Here is a 21,238-nt window from a genome sequence, read left to right as displayed (position 1 = left end):
CGGTCAGTGCAGGCTGACCGTCTTCAATTCGTCCTCGGCAGCCTTGAAAAAGGTGCTGGAGCGGTTGTCCGTCAAAAGGATCGGCGTGCCGTCGGCGCCGAAAAGTGCCCAGAGATCGACGTTCGGATCGATATCCGGCGCCTCGGGAAAGCACTTGGCGACCTCATCGGTCCGCATTTTTCTGATATAGGCGACCTCGCCGTTGCCGATGTGGGCAAGCTCGGATTTGGTCAAGTGAGACGTGGCTTCTTTCATCAACATTCCTGTTCCTCCGGGAGAAGGGACCAACGGTTCGACAAACCGTTGTGCTACTCTGAGACCGAAATGTTAATTTTCTTGACCATGCGCGCGGGTTCCGGACGAATTAGATCGACGGAGAGCAGACCGTTCTTCAGGGCCGCACCCAACACCTGCATCCCGTCGGCAAGAACGAAAGTACGCTGGAACTGACGGGCGGCGATACCGCGATAAAGATAGTCCCGCTCACCCTGTTCGACCTGGCGGCCGCGGATCAGCAGCTGGTTCTCCTCAATGGAGACATCGAGTTCCTCCTCGCTGAAGCCGGCCACGGCAAGGGTGATGCGCAGACGTTCCGGCGCGCCGGTGTCGGCGGCGATGCGTTCGATATTATAAGGCGGATATCCGTCACTCGCCTTGGAAATGCGCTCCAGCGTCTTTTCCATGGCATCGAAGCCCAGAAGCAGCGGGCTGGCGAAAGGGGTAATGCGGCTCATTTTTTTCAAGTCCTTGATGCAAGCGACCATCCCGGACCTCAAGTGCAGCATCCGGATGCCGCTAATATGGGGACAGAATCCCGGCGCCGCAAGGCATCGGCCGAGAGGTGCCGGCGTCACCTCTCGATTTTAAGGTGATGGCGTCAGGCTCTTTCCTTGACAAAGCGTCAGCTGACTCGCATCAAAACATGCCCGCGCCGAATGTGCTGATTTGAGACGGGACGTGAAGAAATCGGTACATGCCGACAACATGCAGTGCGAGGATGGAACGATCGGAATGGCAAGCGCAAGAAAGATCATCATCGACACGGATCCCGGCCAGGACGACGCGGCCGCCATCATGCTTGCCTTCGGCAGCCCTGATGAGCTGGAGGTGCTGGGGATCACGACAGTCGCCGGCAATGTGCCGCTTTCGCTCACCAGCCGCAATGCGCGCATCGTCTGCGAGCTCTGCGGCCGGGCGGAGACGAAGGTTTTCGCCGGCGCCGACGCGCCGATCGCTCGCAAGCTGGTGACCGCCGAACATGTGCATGGCAAAACTGGCCTCGACGGTCCGGATCTCGACGAGCCGACGATGGCGCTGCAGCCCGGCCATGCCGTCGACTTCATCATAGAGACGCTGCGCCGCGAGCCGGAAGGCACGGTGACGCTGTGTACGCTCGGGCCGCTCACCAATATCGGCATGGTCTTCCAGAAGGCGCCCGACATCGCCCCCCGCATCCGCGAACTGGTGATGATGGGCGGCGGCTTTTTCGAGGGCGGCAACATCACGCCGGCGGCCGAGTTCAACATCTATGTCGACCCAGAGGCGGCCGATATCGTCTTCCGCTCGGGCGTTCCGATCGTGATGATGCCGCTTGACGTGACGCATCAGTTGCTGACCCGCAAGGACCGGGTGCAGCACATGGCCGAGATCGGCACGGCGCCGGCAAAGGCCATGGTCGAGATGCTGGAATTCTTCGAACGCTTCGACATCGAGAAATACGGTTCCGACGGCGGGCCGCTGCACGACCCGACCGTCGTCGCCTACCTGCTGAAGCCGGAGCTTTTCAAAGGCCGGGAGTGCAATGTCGAGATCGAGGTCCAGTCCGAACTCACGGTCGGCATGACCGTCGTCGACTGGTGGCATGTGACCGAGCGCAAGCGCAATGCCAGGGTCATGCGCCATGTCGATGCGGACGGCTTCTTCAATCTGCTGATCGAACGCTTCGCCCGCATCTAAAGCTTTGGTTTCCCTTCCTCGAGGAGGAAGGAAACGATCTCAAGCGTCCTTCTCGTCGAAGACGGAGTTGGTTTCGGCTTCGGCCGGCTTCGGGCCGCCCTTGGCGACGCCGACCATGGCTGGGCGCAGCACGCGCTCGCCGATGGTGAAGCCTGCTTGCACGACCTGGACGACCGTGTTGTTCGGCACGTCCGGGTTCGGCACCTCGAACATCGCCTGATGGAAATTCGGATCGAACTTCTGGCCAACCGGCTCCAGCTTGCGAACGCCGTGGCGCTCAAGAGCCGACAGCATGGCGCGCTCGGTCATCTCGACACCCTCGATCAGCGTGCTCAGGCCGGCATCGGCAGCAGCCTTGGTCTCCGGAGGTATGGCATCAAGGGCGCGGCGCAGATTGTCGGAGACGGCGAGCATGTCGCGCGCGAAACCCGCGACGGAATAGGACTTGGCATCCTTCACCTCGCGCTCGGTGCGGCGGCGCAGATTGTCCATCTCGGCAGCAAGGCGCAGATAACGGTCACGCAGTTCGCCGTTTTCGGCTTTCAGAAGCTCGATCGGGTCCGGCTGGGCGGGCTCTTGCTGCGCAGTTTCGTTCTCGACGTAGGCGGCGGCGTCGGCTGCGGCATCGGCCGCAGTTGCGTCAGGTCCGTTTTTCGTCGTGTCATCGGTCATGACGGTCTCCGGTTGGTGTCTTCAGATGCGCCCGATATCGAGGTTTGACCGAAAAAAATCAAGTCTGCGTGACAAAGAAGCGAAAATTCCGCGTGACTGATAGCTGCGCGTCAAAGCTGATTGCGCGAAAGGCGGGAGACGAGCTGGGCCGTATAGTCCACCATCGGCACGATGCGGGAATAATTGAGCCGCGTCGGGCCGATGACGCCGACGGCACCGACAATGCGATCGTCGTCGTCACGATAGGGCGCGACGATGAGCGACGAGCCGGACAGCGAGAAGAGCTTGTTTTCCGAACCGATGAAGATGCGCACGCCCGAACCGCTTTCGGCGAGATTGAGGATCTCGATCAGGCTGTCCTTCTTCTCGAGATCGTCGAACAGCAGGCGAAGCCGGTCGAGATCCTCGGCGCCGGCGAGCCCTTCGAGCAGGTTGGCGCGACCGCGGATGATCAGCTGCGTCGGCTTTCCCTCGTCAGGGCTGCCGGCCCAGACAGCGATGCCGCGCTCGACCAGATCGCGCGACAGGGCATCAAGCTCGTGACGGACGTCGTCTTTCAACCGGCTTAATTGTTTGCGGAGCTCCGGCAGGGTCTGGCCGGACATATGGGCATTGAGGAAATTCGCCGCTTCCGTCAACTGCGAGGAGGTGACGCCCGCCGGCAGTTCGATGATGCGGTTTTCCACCTGATCGTGATCGCCGACGAGCACGGCCAGCGCCTTTGTCGGTTCGAGCCGGATGAATTCGACATGTTTCAGCACTGGATCGCTTTTCGAGGTGATGACGAGGCCGGCGCCGCGCGAAATGCCAGATAACATGCGGCTTGCCTCGTTCATCATCGATTCGACGGGATTGCCGCCGCTTTCGGCCCGCACCTGGCGGTCGATGCTGGCGCGCTCCTCGGCGGAGAGGTCGCCGACCTGCATGAAGGCATCGACGAAGAAGCGCAGGCCGATCTGGGTCGGCAGCCGGCCGGCGCTGACATGCGGCGAATAGATCAGGCCGAGCTCCTCGAGATCGCTCATAACGTTGCGCACCGAGGCCGGCGACAGCGACATCGGCAGGATACGGGACAGGTTGCGCGAACCGAGCGGCTCGCCGCTTTCCAGATAACCTTCGACGATGCGACGAAAAATTTCCCTGGAGCGCTCGTCCAGCGCAGCTACGGCATCCGAAACCGACGTCGACCTGATGCCCATGAAGCTTTCGAACCCGTGCTGATGATACTTCCCGAAAATATAGTCAAACTAACACCCGTGGCAAAAGGGAATTTGCAAATGAGCGCCGCCAATCGTAGAAGCGGTCAAATAAACCCCAGGAGATAAGAATGCGGCCTTCAGGCAGAAAAATCGACCAGATGCGCAAGGTCTCGTTCGAGCGCAATTTTTCCAAGCATGCGGAAGGCTCCTGCCTGGTGAAGTTCGGCGATACGCATGTGCTCTGCACGGCGAGCCTCGAAGAAAAGACGCCACCATGGCTGCGCAATACCGGCAAGGGCTGGGTCACGGCCGAATACGGCATGCTGCCGCGGGCGACCGGCGAACGCATGAAGCGCGAGGCCGCCGCCGGCAAGCAGGGCGGCCGCACCCAGGAAATCCAGCGGCTGATTGGACGGTCGCTGCGCGCCGTCGTCGACCTGCAGGCGCTCGGCGAACGGCAGATCACGCTCGATTGCGACGTCATCCAGGCCGATGGCGGCACACGGACCGCCTCGATCACCGGCGGCTGGATCGCGCTTTACGACTGCCTGAAATGGATGGAAAGCCGGAACATGATCAAGGTCGACCGGGTCCTGAAGGATCACGTCGCCGCCATTTCCTGCGGTATCTTCGCCAGCCAGCCGGTGATCGATCTCGATTACCTCGAGGATTCCTCGGCCGAGACCGATGCGAACTTCGTCATGACGGGCACCGGCGGGATCGTCGAGATCCAGGGCACGGCCGAAGGCACGCCGTTCAGCGAAGGCGAATTCACCTCGCTGATGCAGCTTGCCAGAAACGGAATCGGCGAACTCGTGGCGCTGCAGAAGCAAGTCGTCGAAGGATGAACCCCATGCTGGAAGGCATGTTGGAAACGGCGCTCTATGCGCGGGATCTGGATAAGGCCGAGACGTTCTACGAAGACGTTCTCGGGCTTGAAAAGATCGCCCGCGCCGCCAACCGGCATGTCTTCTTCCGCTGCGGGCCAGGCGTTCTCCTGATCTTCAATCCCGAGGAAACGGTGAAGCCGCCGGCGCCGGAAGCGCTGCAGGTGCCGCCGCACGGCACGACCGGCCAGGGCCATGCCTGTTTCCGGGTATCCGGCCGCAATATCGATGCCATGGCCGAACGGCTGACGGCGGCGGGCGTGGCGATCGAATCCGAAGTGCGCTGGCCGAACGGCGGCCGCTCGATCTATTTCCGCGATCCTGCCGGCAACAGCCTGGAATGCGCGGAGGCTAAAATCTGGGGCATCGAACAGGACATCTGAATGCGCAAGCTTGAAACGAAGACCATCGTCGTCGCCAGCCACAATGCCGGCAAGATCCGTGAGATCCAGGAATTGATCGGGCCGCTTGGCTTCACCGCCAAATCGGCCGCCGAGCTGAATTTCGTCGAACCGGATGAGACGGGCACGAGCTTCGAGGAGAATGCGACGATCAAGGCAATCGCCTCGGCCAATGCCGCCGGCATGCCGGCGCTGTCGGACGATTCCGGGCTGGTGGTCGACGCGCTCGGCGGCGATCCCGGTGTCTACACCGCCAATTGGGCGGAGAGGGCCGACGGCACGCGTGATTTCGACATGGCGATGGCCAAGGTGGAAAAGGCGCTGCAGGATGTGGGCGCGACACAGCCGGAACAGCGCAGGGCGCGTTTCATCAGCGTGCTCTGCCTTGCCTGGCCGGATGGGCATACGGAGCTGTTTCGCGGCGAGGTGGAAGGCAGCGTCGTCTGGCCGCCGCGCGGCACGCAAGGCTTCGGCTACGATCCGGTCTTCCAGCCCGAGGGCTACGACATCACCTTCGGCGAAATGAGCGGCGAGGAAAAACACGGCTGGAACGTCGGCAAGCCGCAAGCGCTGTCGCACCGGGCCCGCGCCTTCAAACTCTTTGTTGAAACCTGCCTGGAGGCATAAGGACGGTCCGTGGTCAATTTCGACACGCCAAGCAGCTCGCGCGACGCGGCTCTGCTGCCCGATACCGGCGAGCCGGGTTTCGGCGTCTATGTGCATTGGCCCTTCTGCGCGGCGAAGTGTCCCTATTGCGACTTCAACAGCCATGTGCGCCACCAGCCGGTGGATCAGGAGCGCTTTACAGCAGCCTTCCTGAAGGAGATGGCGGCAGTCCGGGCGATCAGCGGCCCGAAGACGGTGACGAGCATCTTCCTGGGGGGCGGCACGCCCTCGCTGATGAAGCCGGAAACGGTTTCCGCCATTCTCGACGGCATTGCGCGGCACTGGCATGTGCCTGATGGCATCGAGATCACCATGGAGGCCAACCCTTCGAGCGTCGAGGCCGAACGCTTCCGCGGCTACCGGGCGGCCGGCGTCAATCGCGTCTCGCTCGGCGTGCAGGCGCTGAACGACCGGGATCTGAAATTCCTCGGCCGGCTGCATGATGTCGCCGACGCGCTTAAGGCGATAAGGCTGGCCCGCGACATCTTTCCGCGCATGTCCTTCGATCTGATCTATGCCCGGCCCGACCAGACCATCGGGGAATGGGAAAAGGAGCTGAAAGAGGCGATCTCCTATGCGGTCGACCATCTTTCGCTCTATCAGCTGACCATCGAGGAAGGCACGCCGTTCTACGGCCTGCACAAGGCCGGCAAGTTGATCGTGCCGGACGGCGAGCAATCGGCATTGCTCTATGAGGCGACGCAGGAGATCACGGCGCGCGAGGGCATGCCGGCCTATGAGGTTTCCAATCATGCCCGGCCGGGGGCTGAAAGCCGGCATAACCTGACCTACTGGCGCTACGGCGATTATGCCGGCATCGGCCCGGGCGCCCACGGCCGGCTGACGCGTGGGCCGGAGAAGCTCGCGACGGCGACCGAGCGCAAGCCCGAAACCTGGCTCGACATGGTCGAGCGTGATGGGCACGGCATTCTCGACGAGGAGCGACTCGGCTTCGAGGAACAGTCCGACGAGCTGCTGCTGATGGGGCTGCGGCTCAGGGAAGGCGTCGATCTCGCCCGCTGGCAGCAGCTATCGGGCCGTGACCTCGACCCGAAACGCGAGGAATTCCTGCTCGAACACAAATTCATCGAGCGGATCGGCAATTCACGCCTGCGCTGCACGCCCTCAGGCATGCTGATCCTCGATTCCGTCGTCGCCGATCTCGCCTGCTGATATCATAAGACGAATGGATTTGCAGCGCGACGGCATCGATGTTGCTGCCGTGCCGGAAGGCAGTCTCAGCCGTGGCTGGTGGCACCGGCCTTGAAGAGGCTGCCGGTCGGTGTCTTCAAAAACATCTCCAGCGGAATATGCTCCTGGTGCAGGAAGCCGGTCGCCGGCAGCAGGCCGTCGCGGACCATCTCGATGACGGCGACGACGGAGGCTGACGTCGTCCAGGCGATCGCCGTGCGGCGCGCCCCGGCAATCTCGATCGGATAATAGGCGCGCACGAACTCCTTGCGGCGCAGGCTGCCATTTTCGGTCCCCTCGGCGGCGACATGGACATAGACGACATCGTCTTCAACCGGCGGCTTGGCATTGGTCAGGATCTCGCCGGCGAGCTTGCGCTTGTCGCGCATCAGCAGCTCGTGGAAGAAGAAGTTCATCAGCTCCATATGGCCGGGATAACGCATGGTCTTGTAATCGAGATTGTCGATCTTGCCGAGCATGGTGTCGCACATGGTGCCAAGGCCGCCCGACGTCGTGAAGGCTTCGAGCTTGACGCCGCCGACATAGACGGTCTCGTGCCATTCCATCGGCGAGACGAGCTTGCGCACACCGCCCTCGATGACCTCGCAGTCATTCAGATATTCGTTGACGACGCCCTCGGGCGACCAGTTGAAGGCGTAGCCGAGCAGCCCGGTCGGATGCTGCGGCAGGGCGCCGACACGCATGCGGATCGACCGGCAGCGATCGAAGCCGTCGGCCAGGCTTGCGCCGACGATGCCGACGAAACCCGGCGCCAGGCCGCATTGCGGTGCCATCAGGCCGCGTGATGTCTTCGACAGCTCGATGATGAAATTGGTTGTGGGAACGTCTTCGGTCAGATCGAAATAATGAATACCGGCAAGATGGGCGGCGCGCGCCAATTCGATGTTCAAATGATAGGGCAGGCAGGAGAGCACCGCCTCGACATTCGAGAGCAGTTCGCCGATCACTTGCGGATCGGAGATATCGCCGGTGCGGCACTTGAAGGGGACGTCGCTCAGCGGCAATTGCGCGTCGACGCCGATGACCTCGAAGCCCCCTTCATGCAAAAGCGTCGCCGCCAGCCGTCCGACCTTGCCCAGGCCGAGAACGGCGATCTTTTCGAAACTCATTCATTCCTCCCACGCGCCGTTTTGGCGCTTCAGTCTTTGACATGCACGTCATGCGCGGGAGGTATAGAATAAAAAACTTATAAAGGAAAACGGCCGGAATCACTTCCGGCCGTGGATTTTTCGGAAAAACTAGGCGATTATTCGTTGATCAGGCGCTTCAGAAGCTCGACTTCATGCGAAAGCTTGGTGTCTCCCGAAATCAGCTCCTCGATCTTGCGCACGGCATGCAAAACGGTCGTGTGATCGCGCCCGCCGAACCGGCGGCCGATCTCCGGGAAGGAGCGCGGCGTCAGCGTCTTCGACAGATACATGGCGATCTGGCGCGGCTTGACGATGACGCGGGTGCGGCGGTTCGACACCAGTTCCTGGCGCGAGACGTTGTAGTGCCTTGCGACGATGCGCTGGATATCCTCGATGCGCACACGGCGGGGCTCGCCGGAGCCGACCAGATGGGCGAGCAGCTCGTCGACGCGTTCGATCGACAGGTTCGGCTCGAAGGAGCGCCGGAAGACCAGCTGGTTGAAGGCGCCTTCGAGTTCGCGGCCGCTGGCCGTGACGTTGCGGGCGACATGCTGGAGCAGTTCGGCCGGAATATCGAGCGACGGATCTTCGAGCCGGGCGACAGCCAGGCGACGCTTGAGGATTTCGAGACGCATCTCGTAATCCGGCGCATCGAATTCGATCGCCACACCGCCCTGCAGGCGCGAGCGAACGCGGGGGTCGAGCGACTCCAGCTCCCAGGGCGCACGGTCGGCTGCAACGACGACCTGCTTGGCGCTGTCGAGCAGCATGTTCAGGAGATGGCAGAATTCATGCTGGATCATCTTGCCCTGCAGGAACTGCATGTCGTCGATGATCAGGAGGTCGATGTTGCGCAGCGAATCCTTCAGCGTCAGCGCATCATTGTCGCGGATCGCGGTGGCAAAGCGCCACATGAAATATTCGGCCGTCAGATAGACGACGCGCAGAGCCCGCGGGTTCTGTACTGCCGCATTAGCGACCGCCTGCAGCAGGTGGGTCTTGCCGAGGCCGACAGTCGAATGAATGAAGAGCGGGTTGAAGCGCACAGCGCCCTGACCAGCTTCCGCAATCGTCTTAGCAGCCGCAAGTGCGACCCGGTTCGAGCTGCCTTCGACGAAGGTGTCGAAGGTAAAACGGCTATCGAGCGGCGAACCGAAGAGCGGCGAGCCAAAGCTTGCTGGCCTTGCGGCGGCAACAGCCGAAACCGCCTGCTGGACGGCCTGACCGGCCGGCTGCGCGCTTGTCGGGCGGCGCATCTGCGTGGGGGCGGCTGGTTCCGGCGCGACCGCCTCATCGAGCGCCTTGGTGCCGTGGCGCGTTGCCGTGCGCACCAGGACTTCGATTTTCAGAATTTCCGGATCCTCGGCCTGGAACAGACCGGTGATGAGATCGAGATAACGATTGTTGATCCACGACTTCAGGAAGGTCGTGGGGACCGAAAGGCGAACGACGCTCTTCGATACCGAATGCAGCTTCAGTCTGGCAAACCAGCTGGCATAGACGTCAGGACCGACCTGGGCCTTCAAGCGCGCGCTGACGCGCTCAAACAAAATGCTCTGCTTCATTTCCGCCTTTGCTTCGCCCACTTCGAGGCGAATGGATCCGAACGTCTGCGGTGCCGCATCCCCATTGTCGAGCCCGCCCGTCGTCATCGTATTCATCTGCATAATGCCGCCTTTCAATTCCACCGGGCGGCATCCGCTAAAACAGCCGCCCGATCAATCCCCGCTTTGGCGGGCTGACGGATCCTCATGAGCCGCTCGCCTGCCGGTTCACTCAAAACACTGGCCCCTCAACGGGACCGACGCAGAACTCCGTTGCAGGGGCCGCATTCATGCGGCAACCTTCATCGGCCTTCCGTGTCAGGCTGGCGATCGAACCTCGTTTTCGGCCGACCAGCCCGAACCCAATATTACTTTACCTTCTCCGGCGGCCTCGCCTTAAACGTGTGGCCACTGAAGGCACAAAACATCCCCGCTCCGTAACAGCCACGTTACGGCTCAAATCCGTCGAGTGCTTGAAAAGACGGAAGCGCAAGGCTCCGTAACAAAAGGCACAAGCTCATCGCCCTGCCGACGTGGCAGTTAAAACCGAGCCTCTGCAGGTGATGTCCGCGCCCTCTGTTGGAAGCCATTTAGGCAGGATCAAAGGGCAATATCAACGATGAATTTTACGCAAAATTAACAAGCGGCCATTGACTCCGCCTGCCCTTTTCGGGCGTCACACCAGCGTCAAAAAAGAATCGCAGTTGAATCAAAGAGATTCCCCCGTTCGGGCTATTTTGACACGCATTGAAAGAAAAAAAATAAAATCCTCTTGACTCCCCTGTGGTCCGGGAAGCTTGGGGCAGAGTCGCGCAGTGCAAAAGCATCCTTGCGCAAGCCTTTGTTTTTAAACAATTTTTCCTGTCATGGCGCTGACACGAAACAGTCTTGAGATTAACCATGCAGGGGCTGATCGGTTGAATCGAAAAAGCCCGGTAAAATTACCGGGCTAATCATAAAGAAGAAGTCGTTAACGGAAGATTACGCGGTCGTGGTGGCCGAAAGAGCCTTCACACGAGCGGCCAGGCGCGAGACCTTGCGAGATGCCGTGTTGGAATGCAGCACACCCTTGCTGGCAGCGCGGGCAAGCTCGGGCTGAGCCGCCAGGAAAGCTTCCTTCGCCTTGGCGGCGTCACCGGAGGCGATGGCCTCTTCGACCTGGCGAACGAAAGTACGAACGCGCGAGCGACGAGCCTTATTGACGTCGGTACGGCGGGCGATCTTGCGGGTCGCTTTTTTCGCCGAAGTTGTATTGGCCATGGATGCCTCTCTCAAGAATTCGAACAAACTCCGCCATTACCGCGGGCCCTGCGGCCACAAAATCCAGCAATGCGGGAGCAATCGCGGAAAACCAAACCGGCTTTCCGAACCGTGGGCGGGCATATAACTCTAAAGCCGGCCCACGTCAACGCGGATTTTCAAGCTTTACCACCGGCAAGCGCCTAAAAGCATTCAACGGTGCGTAAAAGCAGGTTTGCGCTTCTCGACGAAGGCCGCCATGCCTTCTTTCTGGTCGTCCGTGGCAAAGAGACTGTGAAACAGGCGGCGCTCGAAACGCAAGCCCTCCTCCAGCGTGGTCTCGAATGCGCGGTTGACCGCCTCCTTGGCCATCATCACCGAGGGGCGCGAAAGCGAAGCGATCTTTTCGGCCGCCGCCAACGCCTCGTCGATGAGACGCTCGGGCGCCACCACACGCGAAACGAGTCCCGATCGTTCGGCTTCCGCCGCATCCATCATGCGGCCGGTCAGGATGAGATCCATTGCCTTCGCCTTGCCGACGGCGCGCGTCAGCCGCTGCGAGCCGCCCATGCCGGGAATGACACCTAGGGTGATTTCCGGCTGGCCGAACTTCGCCGTCTCCGAGGCGATGACGAAATCGCACATCATGGCGAGCTCACAGCCGCCGCCGAGCGCAAAACCGCTGACGGCAGCGATCACCGGCTTGCGTGCCTTGGCGACTTCATCCCAGCCGCTGATGAAATCACTCTTATAGATATCGGCGAACTCAAGCGGCTGCATCTCCTTGATATCGGCGCCGGCAGCAAAGGCGCGCTCGGAACCGGTCAGCACGATCGCCCCGACCGTCTCGTCGGCGTGGAAGGCGGCATAGGCCTCTTTCAGTTCCTTCAGGACGGTGGAATTCAGCGCGTTTAGCGCCTGCGGGCGGTTCAGCGTGACGAGGCCGACATTGCCTCGGGTTTCGACGATCAGGGTCTCATAGGCCATGCTGTTCTCCCGGTTTCTCACTCTTAACGTCTGGCAAGCTTACTTCTGGCAGGTGGCGCAATAGAAGGTGGAGCGACCCGCCTGGGCGATGCGGGCGACCGTACCGCCGCAGCCGGGCGTGCGGCAAGCCTGACTTTCGCGATCATAAGCGGAGAAGGAATGTTGGAAATAGCCGAGCGATCCGTCGGTCTGGATGTGGTCGCGCAGCGATGATCCGCCGGCGGCGATCGCATCGGCGATGACGTCGCGGATCGAGGCGACGAGCAGGTCGAGCTGCGCCTTCGGCCGGCCAGTCGCCGTCACAAGCGTACCGGCGGCGCGGATCGGCGAAAGATGTGAGCGCCACAGCGCCTCGCAGACATATATATTGCCGAGACCGGCAATGTTCTTCTGGTCAAGCAGCGCACTCTTCAGCGGCTGCGCCTTGTCCCGGAAGCGTTCGGCCAGATAGGCGGCGCTGAGCTCGTTTCCCGTCGGCTCCGGGCCGAGATCGCGGAAGAAGGGATGGGCGGCGAGATCGGCACGTCCCACCATATCCATGAAGCCGAAACGGCGCGGATCGTTATAGACGACGCGGCGGGGGCCGCTTGCCGCTTGCAGATGGAAGATGACATGATCGTGCTTCTCGTCCTTCGAGCGGGCATGGTGAAATTCGCCCGGCACGCCGGAGGCGGCCCCCTCCTCGATGCGAAACGAACCGGACATGCCGAGATGCGAAATCAGCGTGTTGCCGTCGTCGAGATCGACCAGCAGATATTTGGCGCGGCGGCCAAGGCCGACGATGGTGCGGCCGGAAACCCTGTCCGCGAAAGCGTCGGGAAAGGGGAAGCGCAGATCGCCGCGGCGCAGCTCCAGCCTGGTGACGCGCGTGCCCTCCATCGCCGGCGTCAGGCCGCGTTTCACCGTTTCGACTTCTGGCAATTCCGGCATCTTAACCCATCTATCTGTAACGTGTTTCAACCGACGACGATGTGCGCTATAGCGCCAGTGTGCCGCGGAAAACGCGGCCCATAGATAACGTCGCGCGCGGTCTTTCGCTATGGCCGTCGCGCCCGAATCGTCAGGAACGGAGCAGTCTGATGTCAGAAAGCCGCACTTCCGCCGATGGCGGCATGGAGACCTCCTACGGCTTCCGCGAGGTGCCCGACGGCCAGAAGCAGGGCCTGGTCAACCAGGTGTTCCACAAGGTCGCCAAGCGCTACGACATCATGAACGACGTTATGTCGATGGGCATGCACCGCGCCTGGAAGGATGCGATGATCTCGGCGCTGAACCCGCGCAAGGAGCCTGGCTACAAGGTACTCGACGTTGCCGGCGGCACGGGTGATATCGCCTTCCGCATCGTCGAGGCGTCGGGCAGACAGGCGCATGCCACGGTGCTCGACATCAACGGTTCGATGCTCGGCGTCGGCGCCGAGCGGGCGGAAAAGAGGAAGCTTTCGGGCAATCTCACCTTCATCGAGGCGAATGCCGAGGAACTGCCTTTCGAGGCAGGCAGCTTCGACGCCTATACGATCGCCTTCGGCATCCGCAACGTGCCGAGGATCGATGTCGCGCTGTCTGAGGCCTATCGCGTCTTGAAGCGTGGCGGGCGGCTGCTGGTGCTGGAATTTTCCGAAGTCGATATGCCGCTTCTCGACAGGATCTACGACGCCTGGTCGTTCAACGCCATTCCGCAATTCGGCAAGGCGATCACCGGCGATGCCGAACCCTACCAATATCTGGTGGAATCGATCCGCAAATTCCCGAACCAGGAGAATTTCGCGGCGATGATCCGCCAGGCTGGCTTCTCACGCGTCACCTACACCAATTATACCGGCGGCATCGCCGCACTCCATTCCGGCTGGAAGCTCTGAGGGATGATGCAGGCTACACGCTTTCCTTCATTCCTGTCCGTGGCCCCTTCGCAAGCAGGCCAGCCTGCATGAGCACTTTCGGCGCCTATTTCCGCCTTTGGCGCGTCGGCTGGGTGCTCGTGCGTGAGGGTGTCGTGTCAGCCCTTCCTTCCGAAGGGCTGCCGCCTCCGGTCGCGCTCGCCAAATCCTTCGTCACGATTTTCGAGCGAAGCAAGGCGCGGCACCAGAAGCGCAGCGACCGGTTGGCCCAGGCCGTCGAGCGGCTCGGTCCCTCCTATGTGAAGATCGGGCAGTTCCTGGCGACGCGGCCGGATGTCGTCGGCGTCGAATTCGCCAACGACCTGTCGCAGCTTCAGGACCGGATGGCCTTCTTTCCCTCGGCCGCCGCCAAGGCCAATATCGAAGGCTCGCTCGGACGGCCGATCAGCGAGCTCTATGCGAGCTTCGGTGATCCGATCGCCGCCGCCTCGATCGCGCAGGTGCATCCGGCCGAGGTCGATAGCGCCGAGGGCCGGAAGAAGGTCGCCGTCAAGATCGTGCGGCCCGGCGTACGCCAGCGCTTTGCCCATGACATCGAGGCGATGTATCTCGTTGCCCATATGCAGGAGCGTTTCCTGCCGTCCAGCCGGCGGCTGCGGCCGGTCGAGGTGACGAAGACGCTGGAGCAGACGACCAAGGTGGAGATGGATCTTCGCCTGGAGGCGGCCGCCCTTTCCGAGATCGCCGAGAATACCGAACGGGATCCCGGCTTTCGCGTGCCGAAGGTCGACTGGGAACGCACCGGGCGCGACGTCATCACCATGGAGTGGATCGACGGCACGCGGATGTCCGATGTCGAGGGCCTGCGCGCGGCGGGCCACGACCTCAACCTGCTTGCCGATACGCTGATCCAGTCGTTCCTGCGCCACACGCTGCGCGACGGCTTCTTCCATGCCGACATGCATCCGGGCAATCTCTTCGTCGATGCGGGCGGCATGATCGTCGCCGTCGACATGGGCATCGTCGGGCGGCTGGGCAAGAAGGAGCGGCGGTTCCTCGCCGAAATCCTCTATGGTTTCATCACCCGCGACTATATCCGCGTCGCCGAGGTACATTTCGAGGCCGGCTATGTGCCCGGCCACCACAATGTTGAAAGCTTCGCCCAGGCGATCCGGGCGATCGGCGAGCCGATCCATGGACAGCCGGCCGAGACGATCTCGATGGGCAAGCTGCTGACGCTGCTGTTCGAAGTGACCGAACTCTTCGACATGGCGACACGGCCCGAGCTGGTGATGCTGCAGAAGACCATGGTCGTGGTCGAAGGCGTGTCGCGCATGCTCAATCCACGCTTCAATATGTGGAAGGCCTCCGAGCCTGTCGTCGGCGACTGGATCCGCACCAATCTCGGTCCGAAGCGGATCGCCACCGATCTCAAGGACGGGCTGAAGGCGGCGGTCAAGCTCGCCGAAGCCGTGCCGGAAATCGCGGCAAAAACCGAAAAATTCCACCACCAGCTGCTGCATATGAGCGAGCACGGCTTACGTTTCGACGCTGAGACGGCGGAAGCGATCGGCAAGGCCGAAGCGCGGCACAACCGCTCGGCCAAAATCGCCTTATGGGTCATCGCCTTGACGCTTCTCTACATTGCCTGGATGCTGAGCTGACCGCCTGCCAAAAACATGCTGTGTTCGGCATTTGGGATATCCCATGTGACGGATGGCTCGCTTAGTCTCGCGTTCCGAGCATGATGCCGAAAAATGTGAGCGGTTTTCGGGCGACATCATGCTCTGAATCCTGTTTTAGGGAGATAGGCACATGAAGCACGAACGCCCTGGCATCGAACTTTCCGGACGGCCGCTCGGTTTTGCCGAGATGGTGACGATCGGGGCGGGCAAGGCTGCGATTTCGGCTTCGGCGACGGGCATGGCCCGCATCGCGATCGCCCGCGAGGTCGTCGAGGACGCGATCGCCTCCGGCATGCCCGTCTACGGCTCAACGACAGGCGTGGGCGCCATGAAGGATGTGGAGTGGTCGGCCGACGAACTCGACACTTTCAATCTCGGCCTGGTGCGTGCCCATCATTTCGGCACCGGCACCCCCTTTTCCTGCAATGTCGTGCGCAATGCCATGGCGATCCGTATCAACACGGCGCTGACCGGCCAGGTCGGCTGCACGCCGGAGCTGATCCAGGCCTATATGACGATGCTCGAGGCCGATCTGATCCCGGTCGTGCGCCGCACCGGCTCGATCGGCTGTGCCGATATCGGTCTGATGGGACAGATCGGCGCGGTGCTGACGGGGGTCGGCGAAGCGATCTATCGCGGCAACCGGATGCAGGCGGCCGAGGCTTTCCGGGCGGCCGGGCTGGAACCGGTGCGGATGGCGCCGCGCGACAGCCTTGCCTCGCTCAGCATCAATGCGGTGAGCTTTGCCTCGGCAGCGGAAACGACACGCAATGCTGCGGCCTCGATCCGCATCCTGCTGGCGACGGCGATGATGGCCGCTGGCGCGCTCGGCGCTTCCCGCGACCCGTGGAAGGCGGTCAGGCATGTCGGAACGGCGCGCGAGGCGCTGATCGGCGCCTGGCTCTGCAATGCCTCCGACGAATGGAACTGGCCCGTCGCAACACATGTGCAGGATCCGCTCAGCCTGCGCATGATCGCGCAGGTGTTCGGCGCGGTGATCGAGAACCTCTTATCGACCGGCCATAAGATCCTTGCCGCCACCGGCCGCTCGGACGACAATCCCGTCGTCGTCGAAGGCCGGGTGATGACGTCCGGGGGTTCGCTTCCGCTCGATGTGACGATCCTGCTCGAATCGGCAGCACTCTGCATGGCGCATGCGGCGCGCAACGCCTTCAACCGCTGCGTCATTCTCGGCAACGGCCAACGGCGCGACCTGCCGGTCAACCTCGTGCCGCCGGGGCGGATCGCCACCGGTTTCGGGCCGATCATCAAACTTGCCGGCGAGATTTTCTCGCGCGTGCTGTCGATGTCCAATCCCGTGTCGGCCCAGTCGCTGGTCGTCGCAGCCGGGCTGGAGGACGAGGCAGCCTTCCTGCCGCTCGTCATCGAGCGCTTCGAACGGCAGATGCAAGCACTGAAGCGCCTTGCGGCGCTCGAGGCGCTGCTGTCTGCCCAGGCGATCGACATTCTCGGCGACGAACCGAAGGGCGTCGCGGGCATGCTCTACGATGTCGTGCGCAAACATGCGGATTTCTATATCGTCGACCGGCCGCTTTCGGCCGAGGTGGAGGCGATCGAGGAGGAACTTGGTTCGGACGACTTCGTTACGAAGCTGACCGAGCAGGTTCCGATCGCCTCCTTCGACGATTTCTTCGCCCTCGGCTCGCTGGAGCGCATCGAGGAACGGCTAACCCGTCACGAGCCGGCAGCGGTCTGATTGCCAGTTACGGAGGAAGCAGCATGGACTTCGATCTCGTTCTGCAGGGCACGGTGGTGCTGCCGGACCGCATTCTCGACGAGGGATATGTCGCCGTGCGCGACGGCAAAATCGCCGAGGTCGGCCTCGGCGTGCCGCCTGCGGGCCGCGAACGGCATCTGCTCGGAAAAGCGCTCATCCTGCCCGGTGCGATCGACGCGCAGGTGCATTCGCTTTCCCAGAAGGACCAGGAGGATTTCCTCTGGTCGACACGATCGGCAGCGGCCGGCGGCGTGACTGTCATTGTCGACATGCCTTATGATGAAGGCAATCTCGTCTGCTCGGCGGCGGCGGTGAAGCGGAAGATCGACCATGCCGGTCCGCAGGCGCGCGTCGATTTCGCGCTTTACGGCACCGTCGATCCGGAAGAAGGCCCGGCACGGATCCGCGAAATGGTGGAGGCAGGCGTTGCGGCCTTCAAATTCTCGACATTCGGTACCGACCCGAAGCGCTTTCCGCGCATTCCGCCTGCCCTGCTCGACGCCTGCTTTGCGGCAATCGCGCCGACGGGGCTGACGGCGGGCGTACACAATGAAGACGACGAGGCGGTGCGCACTTACATGGAACAGGTGAAGACGAGCGGCATCACCGACTGGCGGGCGCACGGCCTGTCGCGGCCGCCGATCACCGAACTGCTGGCGATGCATACGATCTTCGAGACCGGCGCCAATACCGGCTGCCCGGCGCATGTGGTGCATTGCTCGCTCGGGCGTGGCTACGATATCGCGCGTTCCTACCGCCGCGACGGCTTTGCGGCGACGGTGGAATGCTGCATCCACTACCTGACGCTCGACGAGGAAAACGACGTGAAGCGCCTCGGCGGCAAGGCGAAGATCAATCCGCCCGTGCGGTCGCGCGCCGAGGTGGAGACGCTCTGGCGGAAGGTGGCCGAGGGCGATGTCTGGCTGGTCTCGACCGATCACGTCAGCTGGTCGGAAAGCCGCAAGACCAATCCCGACATGCTCGCCAACGCCTCCGGCGTTCCCGGTCTCGAGGTGATGGTGCCGCTTTTCGTCAAAGGTGCCGTCGAACGCGGCATTCCGCTGACATGGGCCGCCAGGCTGATGGCGGAGAACCCGGCGAAGCATTTCCGGCTCGACCATATCAAGGGCGCGCTGACCCCGGGCAAGGACGCCGATATCGTCGTGCTCGAGCCGCGCGACAGCGTCTATGATGCCGCCGTGAGCGGCAACAATGTCGTCGGCTGGAGCCCCTATAACGGCATCCGCCTGCCCTGGACCGTTTCCGCCACCTACCTCAGGGGCGAAAAGATCGCCGAGGGCGCGAAGGTGCTGGCTAAACCCGGCACCGGCCGCTTCGTACGGCCGCTGCCGCGCCAGGCCATTCCGGGAATTGAAACATGAGCCGCAATCTACCCGTCAATGCCAGCCGGATCGCTGACGATATCGATACATTGGCCGGGATCACCGAGCCGGAGCATCCCTGGACGCGACGGGCCTTCTCACCGCTCTTTCTCGACGGCCGTGCCTATATCGAAGCGCGGATGAAGGCGGCGGGGCTGGAAACGCGGATCGATGCCGCCGGCAATCTGATCGGCCGCCGGACAGGTCGGAAACCATGGCTCGGCACGATCATGATCGGCTCGCATTCCGACACGGTGCCCGACGGCGGCCGCTTCGACGGCATCGCCGGCGTGATTGCGGCGCTGGAGGTAGCGCGGGCTCTTGTTGACCAGAATATCGAGCTCGATCACGATCTCGAAATCGTCGATTTCCTCGCCGAGGAGGTCAGCATCTTCGGCGTCTCCTGCATCGGCAGCCGCGGCATGACCGGCCAACTGCCAGAGGCCTGGCTTTCGCGCGTCAGCGACGGGCGCGACCTGGCCGAAGGCATCGCCCAGGTCGGCGGCAGACCCGATGTGTTGATGCAGCAGAACAGGCCCGATATAGCAGGCTTTCTGGAGCTTCATATCGAACAGGGGCCGGTGCTCGAAGCCGAAAAGGAGGATATCGGCATCGTCACCGCGATCTCGGGCATCACCCGTATCGAGATCACAGTCGAAGGACGGGCCGACCATGCCGGCACGACGCCGATGGACCGGCGAGCGGATGCGCTGGTGGCGGCATCACAGCTGGTGCTCGACATCCGCAATGCCGCCGCCGAACTTGCCAGAACGCCGGGGCACTTCGCCGCGACCGTCGGCGAATTCAGGATCGAGCCGAACGCCGCCAATGTCGTACCGTCGAAGGTGGTGCTGCTGATCGATGGCCGCGCCGAAATCCGCGCCGACATGGAGGCATTCTGCCGCTGGCTCGACGGCCATGTCGAAAAGCTGGCGGGCGCCTACGGCGTGATGATCAAGACGCCGAACCGGGTTTCCGACAATCAGCCGACGCCTGGCGATGCCGGGCTGCTGTCGACCTTGGAGGCTGCCTGCGAACGTGTCGGCGCAAAACATCGGCGCATGGCCTCCGGCGCGGGGCACGATACGGCCTGGATTGCCAAGGTGGCGCCGGCGGCGATGATCTTCGTGCCTTGCCGCGAAGGCCGCAGCCATTCGGCCGACGAGTGGGCTGACAATGACGATATCGCACTCGGCGCCGCCGTGCTTTTTGAGGCAGTGCGCGAGATGGACAAAAGCTTGAATCAGGAGAAGGCGAATGGGACGCATACTCGTTGAGAAGGACGTGGAAGCTGCCGTCAAGGGCGGCTCCGTCTATGCCGCCGGCGGCGGCGGCTGGGCCGATCACGGGCGGATGCTTGGGTTTGCCGCCGTCAATGTCGGCAAGCCGGAGCTGGTCTCGATCGACGAGTTGAAGGACGAAGACTGGATTGCGACTGCGGCCGCGATCGGTGCGCCGGCCTCCACCACCCCCTGGGAAATGCAGGGCATCGATTATGTGAAGGCGGTGCAACTGCTGCAGGAGACGCTCGGCCACAAGCTTTCCGGGCTGATCATCGGCCAGAACGGCAAATCCTCGACGCTGAACGGCTGGCTTCCGTCAGCAATCCTCGGCACCAAGGTGGTCGACGCGGTCGGGGATATTCGCGCGCATCCCACAGGCGACATGGGCTCGATCGGCATGGCCGGTTCGCCCGAGCAGATGATCCAGACCGCCGTCGGCGGCAATCGCGCCGAGAATCGTTATATCGAGCTGGTGGTGAAGGGGGCGACGGCGAAGATCTCGCCGGTGCTGCGCGCCGCCGCCGATCAATCCGGCGGCTTCATCGCCAGCTGCCGCAATCCGCTCCGAGCCTCCTACGTCCGCACCCATGCGGCGCTCGGCGGTATCTCGATGGCGCTTGCGCTCGGCGAGGCGATCATCGCGGCGGAGAAGCGCGGCGGATCTGCCGTCATCGACGCGATCTGCAAGACGACGGGCGGGCATATCCTTGCCGAAGGCGTCATCACCCGCAAGGACGTCGTCTACACCAAGGAAGCCTTCGACATCGGCACGATCACCGTCGGCGCAGGCGAAAAATCGGTGACGCTGCATGTGATGAACGAATATATGGCGGTGGACGATGCGGATGGTGAGCGACTTGCGACCTTTCCCGCCGTCATCACCACGCTTTCACCGGAGGGCGAGCCGCTCAGCGTCGGCCAGCTCAAGGAGGGCATGCATGTCTTCATCCTGCATGTGCCGATGGAGATCATTCCGCTGTCGGCAAGCGTGCTCGATCCGACCGTCTATCCCGTCGTCGAAAAGGCGATGGGGATCGAGATCGCACGTTATGCACTGGCGACGAAGGCCTGAGCCATGGCGCGCGATCCCGGCCTCGAAGAACTGATGCGTGAGGAACTCGGCGGTCGGCCGGGCCTTGCCGAAAAATCGATGTTCGGCGGCTGGGCCTTCATGCTGAACGGCAATCTTCTCTGCTGCGCGCGCCATGACGGCATGCTGATCCGTCTCGGCAAGGGCAATGACGGCTGGGCGCTGGCGCTGCCGGGCGTGATCCAGATGCTGTCGGGCGAGCGGGTGATGCATGGCTGGGTGCGCGGCGGTGCCGAGGTTTACGGCGACGATGCCCTGAGACAGCGTTTGCTCGATGCGGCACTTGCCTATGTGGAATCGCTGCCGAGCAAATAACGAAACGAGGAACCCAC

The 21,238-nt window shown here is 62.5% G+C and carries 21 protein-coding genes; 12 read left to right on the top strand and 9 right to left on the bottom strand.

Translation table 11 applies throughout. The features are described 5' to 3' along the window. Positions 1-3: 3 nt before the first annotated feature. Together BS630_RS10430 and BS630_RS10425 are read right to left on the bottom strand one after the other, a co-directional pair. Positions 4-261: a BQ00720 family protein gene (locus BS630_RS10430; RefSeq protein WP_003544838.1), complete on the bottom strand. Its 258-nt coding sequence runs from the start codon at positions 259-261 to the stop codon at positions 4-6. 47 nt (positions 262-308) lie between these two features. After that, positions 309-734 (bottom strand): Hsp20 family protein, encoded by a 426-nt coding sequence (locus tag BS630_RS10425; RefSeq protein ID WP_017958691.1) that lies wholly within the window; start codon positions 732-734, stop codon positions 309-311. 277 nt (positions 735-1,011) lie between these two features. Between BS630_RS10425 and BS630_RS10420 the strand changes: the two genes are divergently transcribed. Beyond that, positions 1,012-1,956 (top strand): nucleoside hydrolase, encoded by a 945-nt coding sequence (locus tag BS630_RS10420; RefSeq protein WP_077977712.1) that lies wholly within the window; start codon positions 1,012-1,014, stop codon positions 1,954-1,956. Positions 1,957-1,995: 39 nt separating this feature from the next. Here BS630_RS10420 and grpE read toward each other — a convergent pair whose 3' ends face one another. Both grpE and hrcA read right to left on the bottom strand, forming a co-directional pair. Next, complete coding sequence (grpE, locus tag BS630_RS10415; protein ID WP_003544834.1) at positions 1,996-2,628, bottom strand: nucleotide exchange factor GrpE; 633 nt, start codon at positions 2,626-2,628, stop codon at positions 1,996-1,998. A gap of 110 nt (positions 2,629-2,738) precedes the next feature. Further along, positions 2,739-3,827: a heat-inducible transcriptional repressor HrcA gene (gene hrcA / locus BS630_RS10410; protein WP_012755759.1), complete on the bottom strand. Its 1,089-nt coding sequence runs from the start codon at positions 3,825-3,827 to the stop codon at positions 2,739-2,741. Between the two features lie 128 nt (positions 3,828-3,955). On the opposite strand from hrcA, the gene rph reads away from it, so the two are divergent. From rph to hemW, 4 genes are read left to right on the top strand one after another with little or no spacing between them, the layout of a single operon-like run. After that, positions 3,956-4,675: a ribonuclease PH gene (gene rph / locus BS630_RS10405; protein WP_025392888.1), complete on the top strand. Its 720-nt coding sequence runs from the start codon at positions 3,956-3,958 to the stop codon at positions 4,673-4,675. Next, positions 4,672-5,097: a VOC family protein gene (locus BS630_RS10400; protein WP_025392887.1), complete on the top strand. Its 426-nt coding sequence runs from the start codon at positions 4,672-4,674 to the stop codon at positions 5,095-5,097. The genes rph and BS630_RS10400 overlap by 4 nt, the downstream gene beginning before the upstream one ends. After that, entirely contained in the window at positions 5,098-5,742 is a 645-nt protein-coding gene (gene rdgB, locus BS630_RS10395) for an RdgB/HAM1 family non-canonical purine NTP pyrophosphatase (RefSeq protein WP_020048178.1), read from the top strand. Positions 5,743-5,751: 9 nt separating this feature from the next. Then, the gene (gene hemW / locus BS630_RS10390) at positions 5,752-6,954 is read left to right on the top strand and encodes a radical SAM family heme chaperone HemW (protein WP_077977360.1); all 1,203 of its coding nucleotides are present in this window, start codon (positions 5,752-5,754) and stop codon (positions 6,952-6,954) included. Between the two features lie 65 nt (positions 6,955-7,019). Here the strand turns inward: hemW and BS630_RS10385 are convergent, their stop codons facing one another. The 5 genes from BS630_RS10385 to mutM form a co-directional block, all read right to left on the bottom strand. Then, entirely contained in the window at positions 7,020-8,102 is a 1,083-nt protein-coding gene (locus BS630_RS10385; RefSeq protein ID WP_077977359.1) for a saccharopine dehydrogenase family protein, read from the bottom strand. A gap of 137 nt (positions 8,103-8,239) precedes the next feature. Then, a complete protein-coding gene (gene dnaA / locus BS630_RS10380) occupies positions 8,240-9,790 on the bottom strand; it encodes a chromosomal replication initiator protein DnaA (protein WP_017958684.1) in 1,551 nt (516 codons plus the stop codon). Positions 9,791-10,648: 858 nt separating this feature from the next. Beyond that, positions 10,649-10,927, bottom strand: coding sequence for a 30S ribosomal protein S20 (rpsT, locus tag BS630_RS10375; protein WP_077977358.1), 279 nt, complete (start codon positions 10,925-10,927; stop codon positions 10,649-10,651). 192 nt (positions 10,928-11,119) lie between these two features. Next, the gene (locus BS630_RS10370; protein WP_077977357.1) at positions 11,120-11,893 is read right to left on the bottom strand and encodes an enoyl-CoA hydratase; all 774 of its coding nucleotides are present in this window, start codon (positions 11,891-11,893) and stop codon (positions 11,120-11,122) included. Between the two features lie 39 nt (positions 11,894-11,932). Then, entirely contained in the window at positions 11,933-12,823 is an 891-nt protein-coding gene (gene mutM / locus BS630_RS10365; protein WP_077977356.1) for a bifunctional DNA-formamidopyrimidine glycosylase/DNA-(apurinic or apyrimidinic site) lyase, read from the bottom strand. 149 nt (positions 12,824-12,972) lie between these two features. Between mutM and ubiE the strand changes: the two genes are divergently transcribed. The 7 genes from ubiE to BS630_RS10330 all read left to right on the top strand — a co-directional run bounded on the left by ubiE (position 12,973) and on the right by BS630_RS10330 (position 21,221). Beyond that, positions 12,973-13,749, top strand: coding sequence for a bifunctional demethylmenaquinone methyltransferase/2-methoxy-6-polyprenyl-1,4-benzoquinol methylase UbiE (ubiE, locus tag BS630_RS10360; protein WP_077977355.1), 777 nt, complete (start codon positions 12,973-12,975; stop codon positions 13,747-13,749). 68 nt (positions 13,750-13,817) lie between these two features. After that, positions 13,818-15,392, top strand: a complete 1,575-nt coding sequence (gene ubiB / locus BS630_RS10355; protein ID WP_077977354.1) for a 2-polyprenylphenol 6-hydroxylase — start codon at positions 13,818-13,820, stop codon at positions 15,390-15,392. Positions 15,393-15,543: 151 nt separating this feature from the next. Next, positions 15,544-17,130, top strand: coding sequence for an aromatic amino acid lyase (locus BS630_RS10350; RefSeq protein WP_077977353.1), 1,587 nt, complete (start codon positions 15,544-15,546; stop codon positions 17,128-17,130). A gap of 23 nt (positions 17,131-17,153) precedes the next feature. Then, positions 17,154-18,533, top strand: coding sequence for a dihydroorotase (locus tag BS630_RS10345; protein WP_077977352.1), 1,380 nt, complete (start codon positions 17,154-17,156; stop codon positions 18,531-18,533). Beyond that, a complete protein-coding gene (locus BS630_RS10340; RefSeq protein ID WP_077977351.1) occupies positions 18,530-19,810 on the top strand; it encodes a Zn-dependent hydrolase in 1,281 nt (426 codons plus the stop codon). The genes BS630_RS10345 and BS630_RS10340 overlap by 4 nt, the downstream gene beginning before the upstream one ends. Next, positions 19,791-20,888 (top strand): thiohydantoin desulfurase, encoded by a 1,098-nt coding sequence (locus tag BS630_RS10335; protein ID WP_077977350.1) that lies wholly within the window; start codon positions 19,791-19,793, stop codon positions 20,886-20,888. Before BS630_RS10340 ends, BS630_RS10335 begins: the two co-directional genes overlap by 20 nt. A 3-nt stretch (positions 20,889-20,891) precedes the next feature. Beyond that, positions 20,892-21,221 (top strand): TfoX/Sxy family protein, encoded by a 330-nt coding sequence (locus tag BS630_RS10330; RefSeq protein WP_077977349.1) that lies wholly within the window; start codon positions 20,892-20,894, stop codon positions 21,219-21,221. Positions 21,222-21,238: the final 17 nt, after the last annotated feature.

It is taken from the genome of Rhizobium laguerreae, from assembly GCF_002008165.1.
Classification (GTDB): domain Bacteria; phylum Pseudomonadota; class Alphaproteobacteria; order Rhizobiales; family Rhizobiaceae; genus Rhizobium; species Rhizobium laguerreae.
This window is presented reverse-complemented; position numbering and strand designations above follow the sequence as displayed.

Excerpts from the sequence above, each read along its gene's own strand:
- BS630_RS10430 (WP_003544838.1), bottom strand. The coding sequence starts at position 261 with ATGTTGATGAAAGAAGCCACGTCTCACTTGACCAAATCCGAGCTTGCC.
- BS630_RS10425 (WP_017958691.1), bottom strand. The coding sequence starts at position 734 with ATGAGCCGCATTACCCCTTTCGCCAGCCCGCTGCTTCTGGGCTTCGAT.
- BS630_RS10420 (WP_077977712.1), top strand. The coding sequence starts at position 1,012 with ATGGCAAGCGCAAGAAAGATCATCATCGACACGGATCCCGGCCAGGAC.
- grpE (WP_003544834.1), bottom strand. The coding sequence starts at position 2,628 with ATGACCGATGACACGACGAAAAACGGACCTGACGCAACTGCGGCCGAT.
- hrcA (WP_012755759.1), bottom strand. The coding sequence starts at position 3,827 with ATGGGCATCAGGTCGACGTCGGTTTCGGATGCCGTAGCTGCGCTGGAC.
- rph (WP_025392888.1), top strand. The coding sequence starts at position 3,956 with ATGCGGCCTTCAGGCAGAAAAATCGACCAGATGCGCAAGGTCTCGTTC.
- BS630_RS10400 (WP_025392887.1), top strand. The coding sequence starts at position 4,672 with ATGAACCCCATGCTGGAAGGCATGTTGGAAACGGCGCTCTATGCGCGG.
- rdgB (WP_020048178.1), top strand. The coding sequence starts at position 5,098 with ATGCGCAAGCTTGAAACGAAGACCATCGTCGTCGCCAGCCACAATGCC.
- BS630_RS10385 (WP_077977359.1), bottom strand. The coding sequence starts at position 8,102 with ATGAGTTTCGAAAAGATCGCCGTTCTCGGCCTGGGCAAGGTCGGACGG.
- dnaA (WP_017958684.1), bottom strand. The coding sequence starts at position 9,790 with ATGCAGATGAATACGATGACGACGGGCGGGCTCGACAATGGGGATGCG.
- rpsT (WP_077977358.1), bottom strand. The coding sequence starts at position 10,927 with ATGGCCAATACAACTTCGGCGAAAAAAGCGACCCGCAAGATCGCCCGC.
- BS630_RS10370 (WP_077977357.1), bottom strand. The coding sequence starts at position 11,893 with ATGGCCTATGAGACCCTGATCGTCGAAACCCGAGGCAATGTCGGCCTC.
- mutM (WP_077977356.1), bottom strand. The coding sequence starts at position 12,823 with ATGCCGGAATTGCCAGAAGTCGAAACGGTGAAACGCGGCCTGACGCCG.
- ubiE (WP_077977355.1), top strand. The coding sequence starts at position 12,973 with ATGTCAGAAAGCCGCACTTCCGCCGATGGCGGCATGGAGACCTCCTAC.
- ubiB (WP_077977354.1), top strand. The coding sequence starts at position 13,818 with ATGAGCACTTTCGGCGCCTATTTCCGCCTTTGGCGCGTCGGCTGGGTG.
- BS630_RS10350 (WP_077977353.1), top strand. The coding sequence starts at position 15,544 with ATGAAGCACGAACGCCCTGGCATCGAACTTTCCGGACGGCCGCTCGGT.
- BS630_RS10345 (WP_077977352.1), top strand. The coding sequence starts at position 17,154 with ATGGACTTCGATCTCGTTCTGCAGGGCACGGTGGTGCTGCCGGACCGC.
- BS630_RS10340 (WP_077977351.1), top strand. The coding sequence starts at position 18,530 with ATGAGCCGCAATCTACCCGTCAATGCCAGCCGGATCGCTGACGATATC.
- BS630_RS10335 (WP_077977350.1), top strand. The coding sequence starts at position 19,791 with ATGGGACGCATACTCGTTGAGAAGGACGTGGAAGCTGCCGTCAAGGGC.
- BS630_RS10330 (WP_077977349.1), top strand. The coding sequence starts at position 20,892 with ATGGCGCGCGATCCCGGCCTCGAAGAACTGATGCGTGAGGAACTCGGC.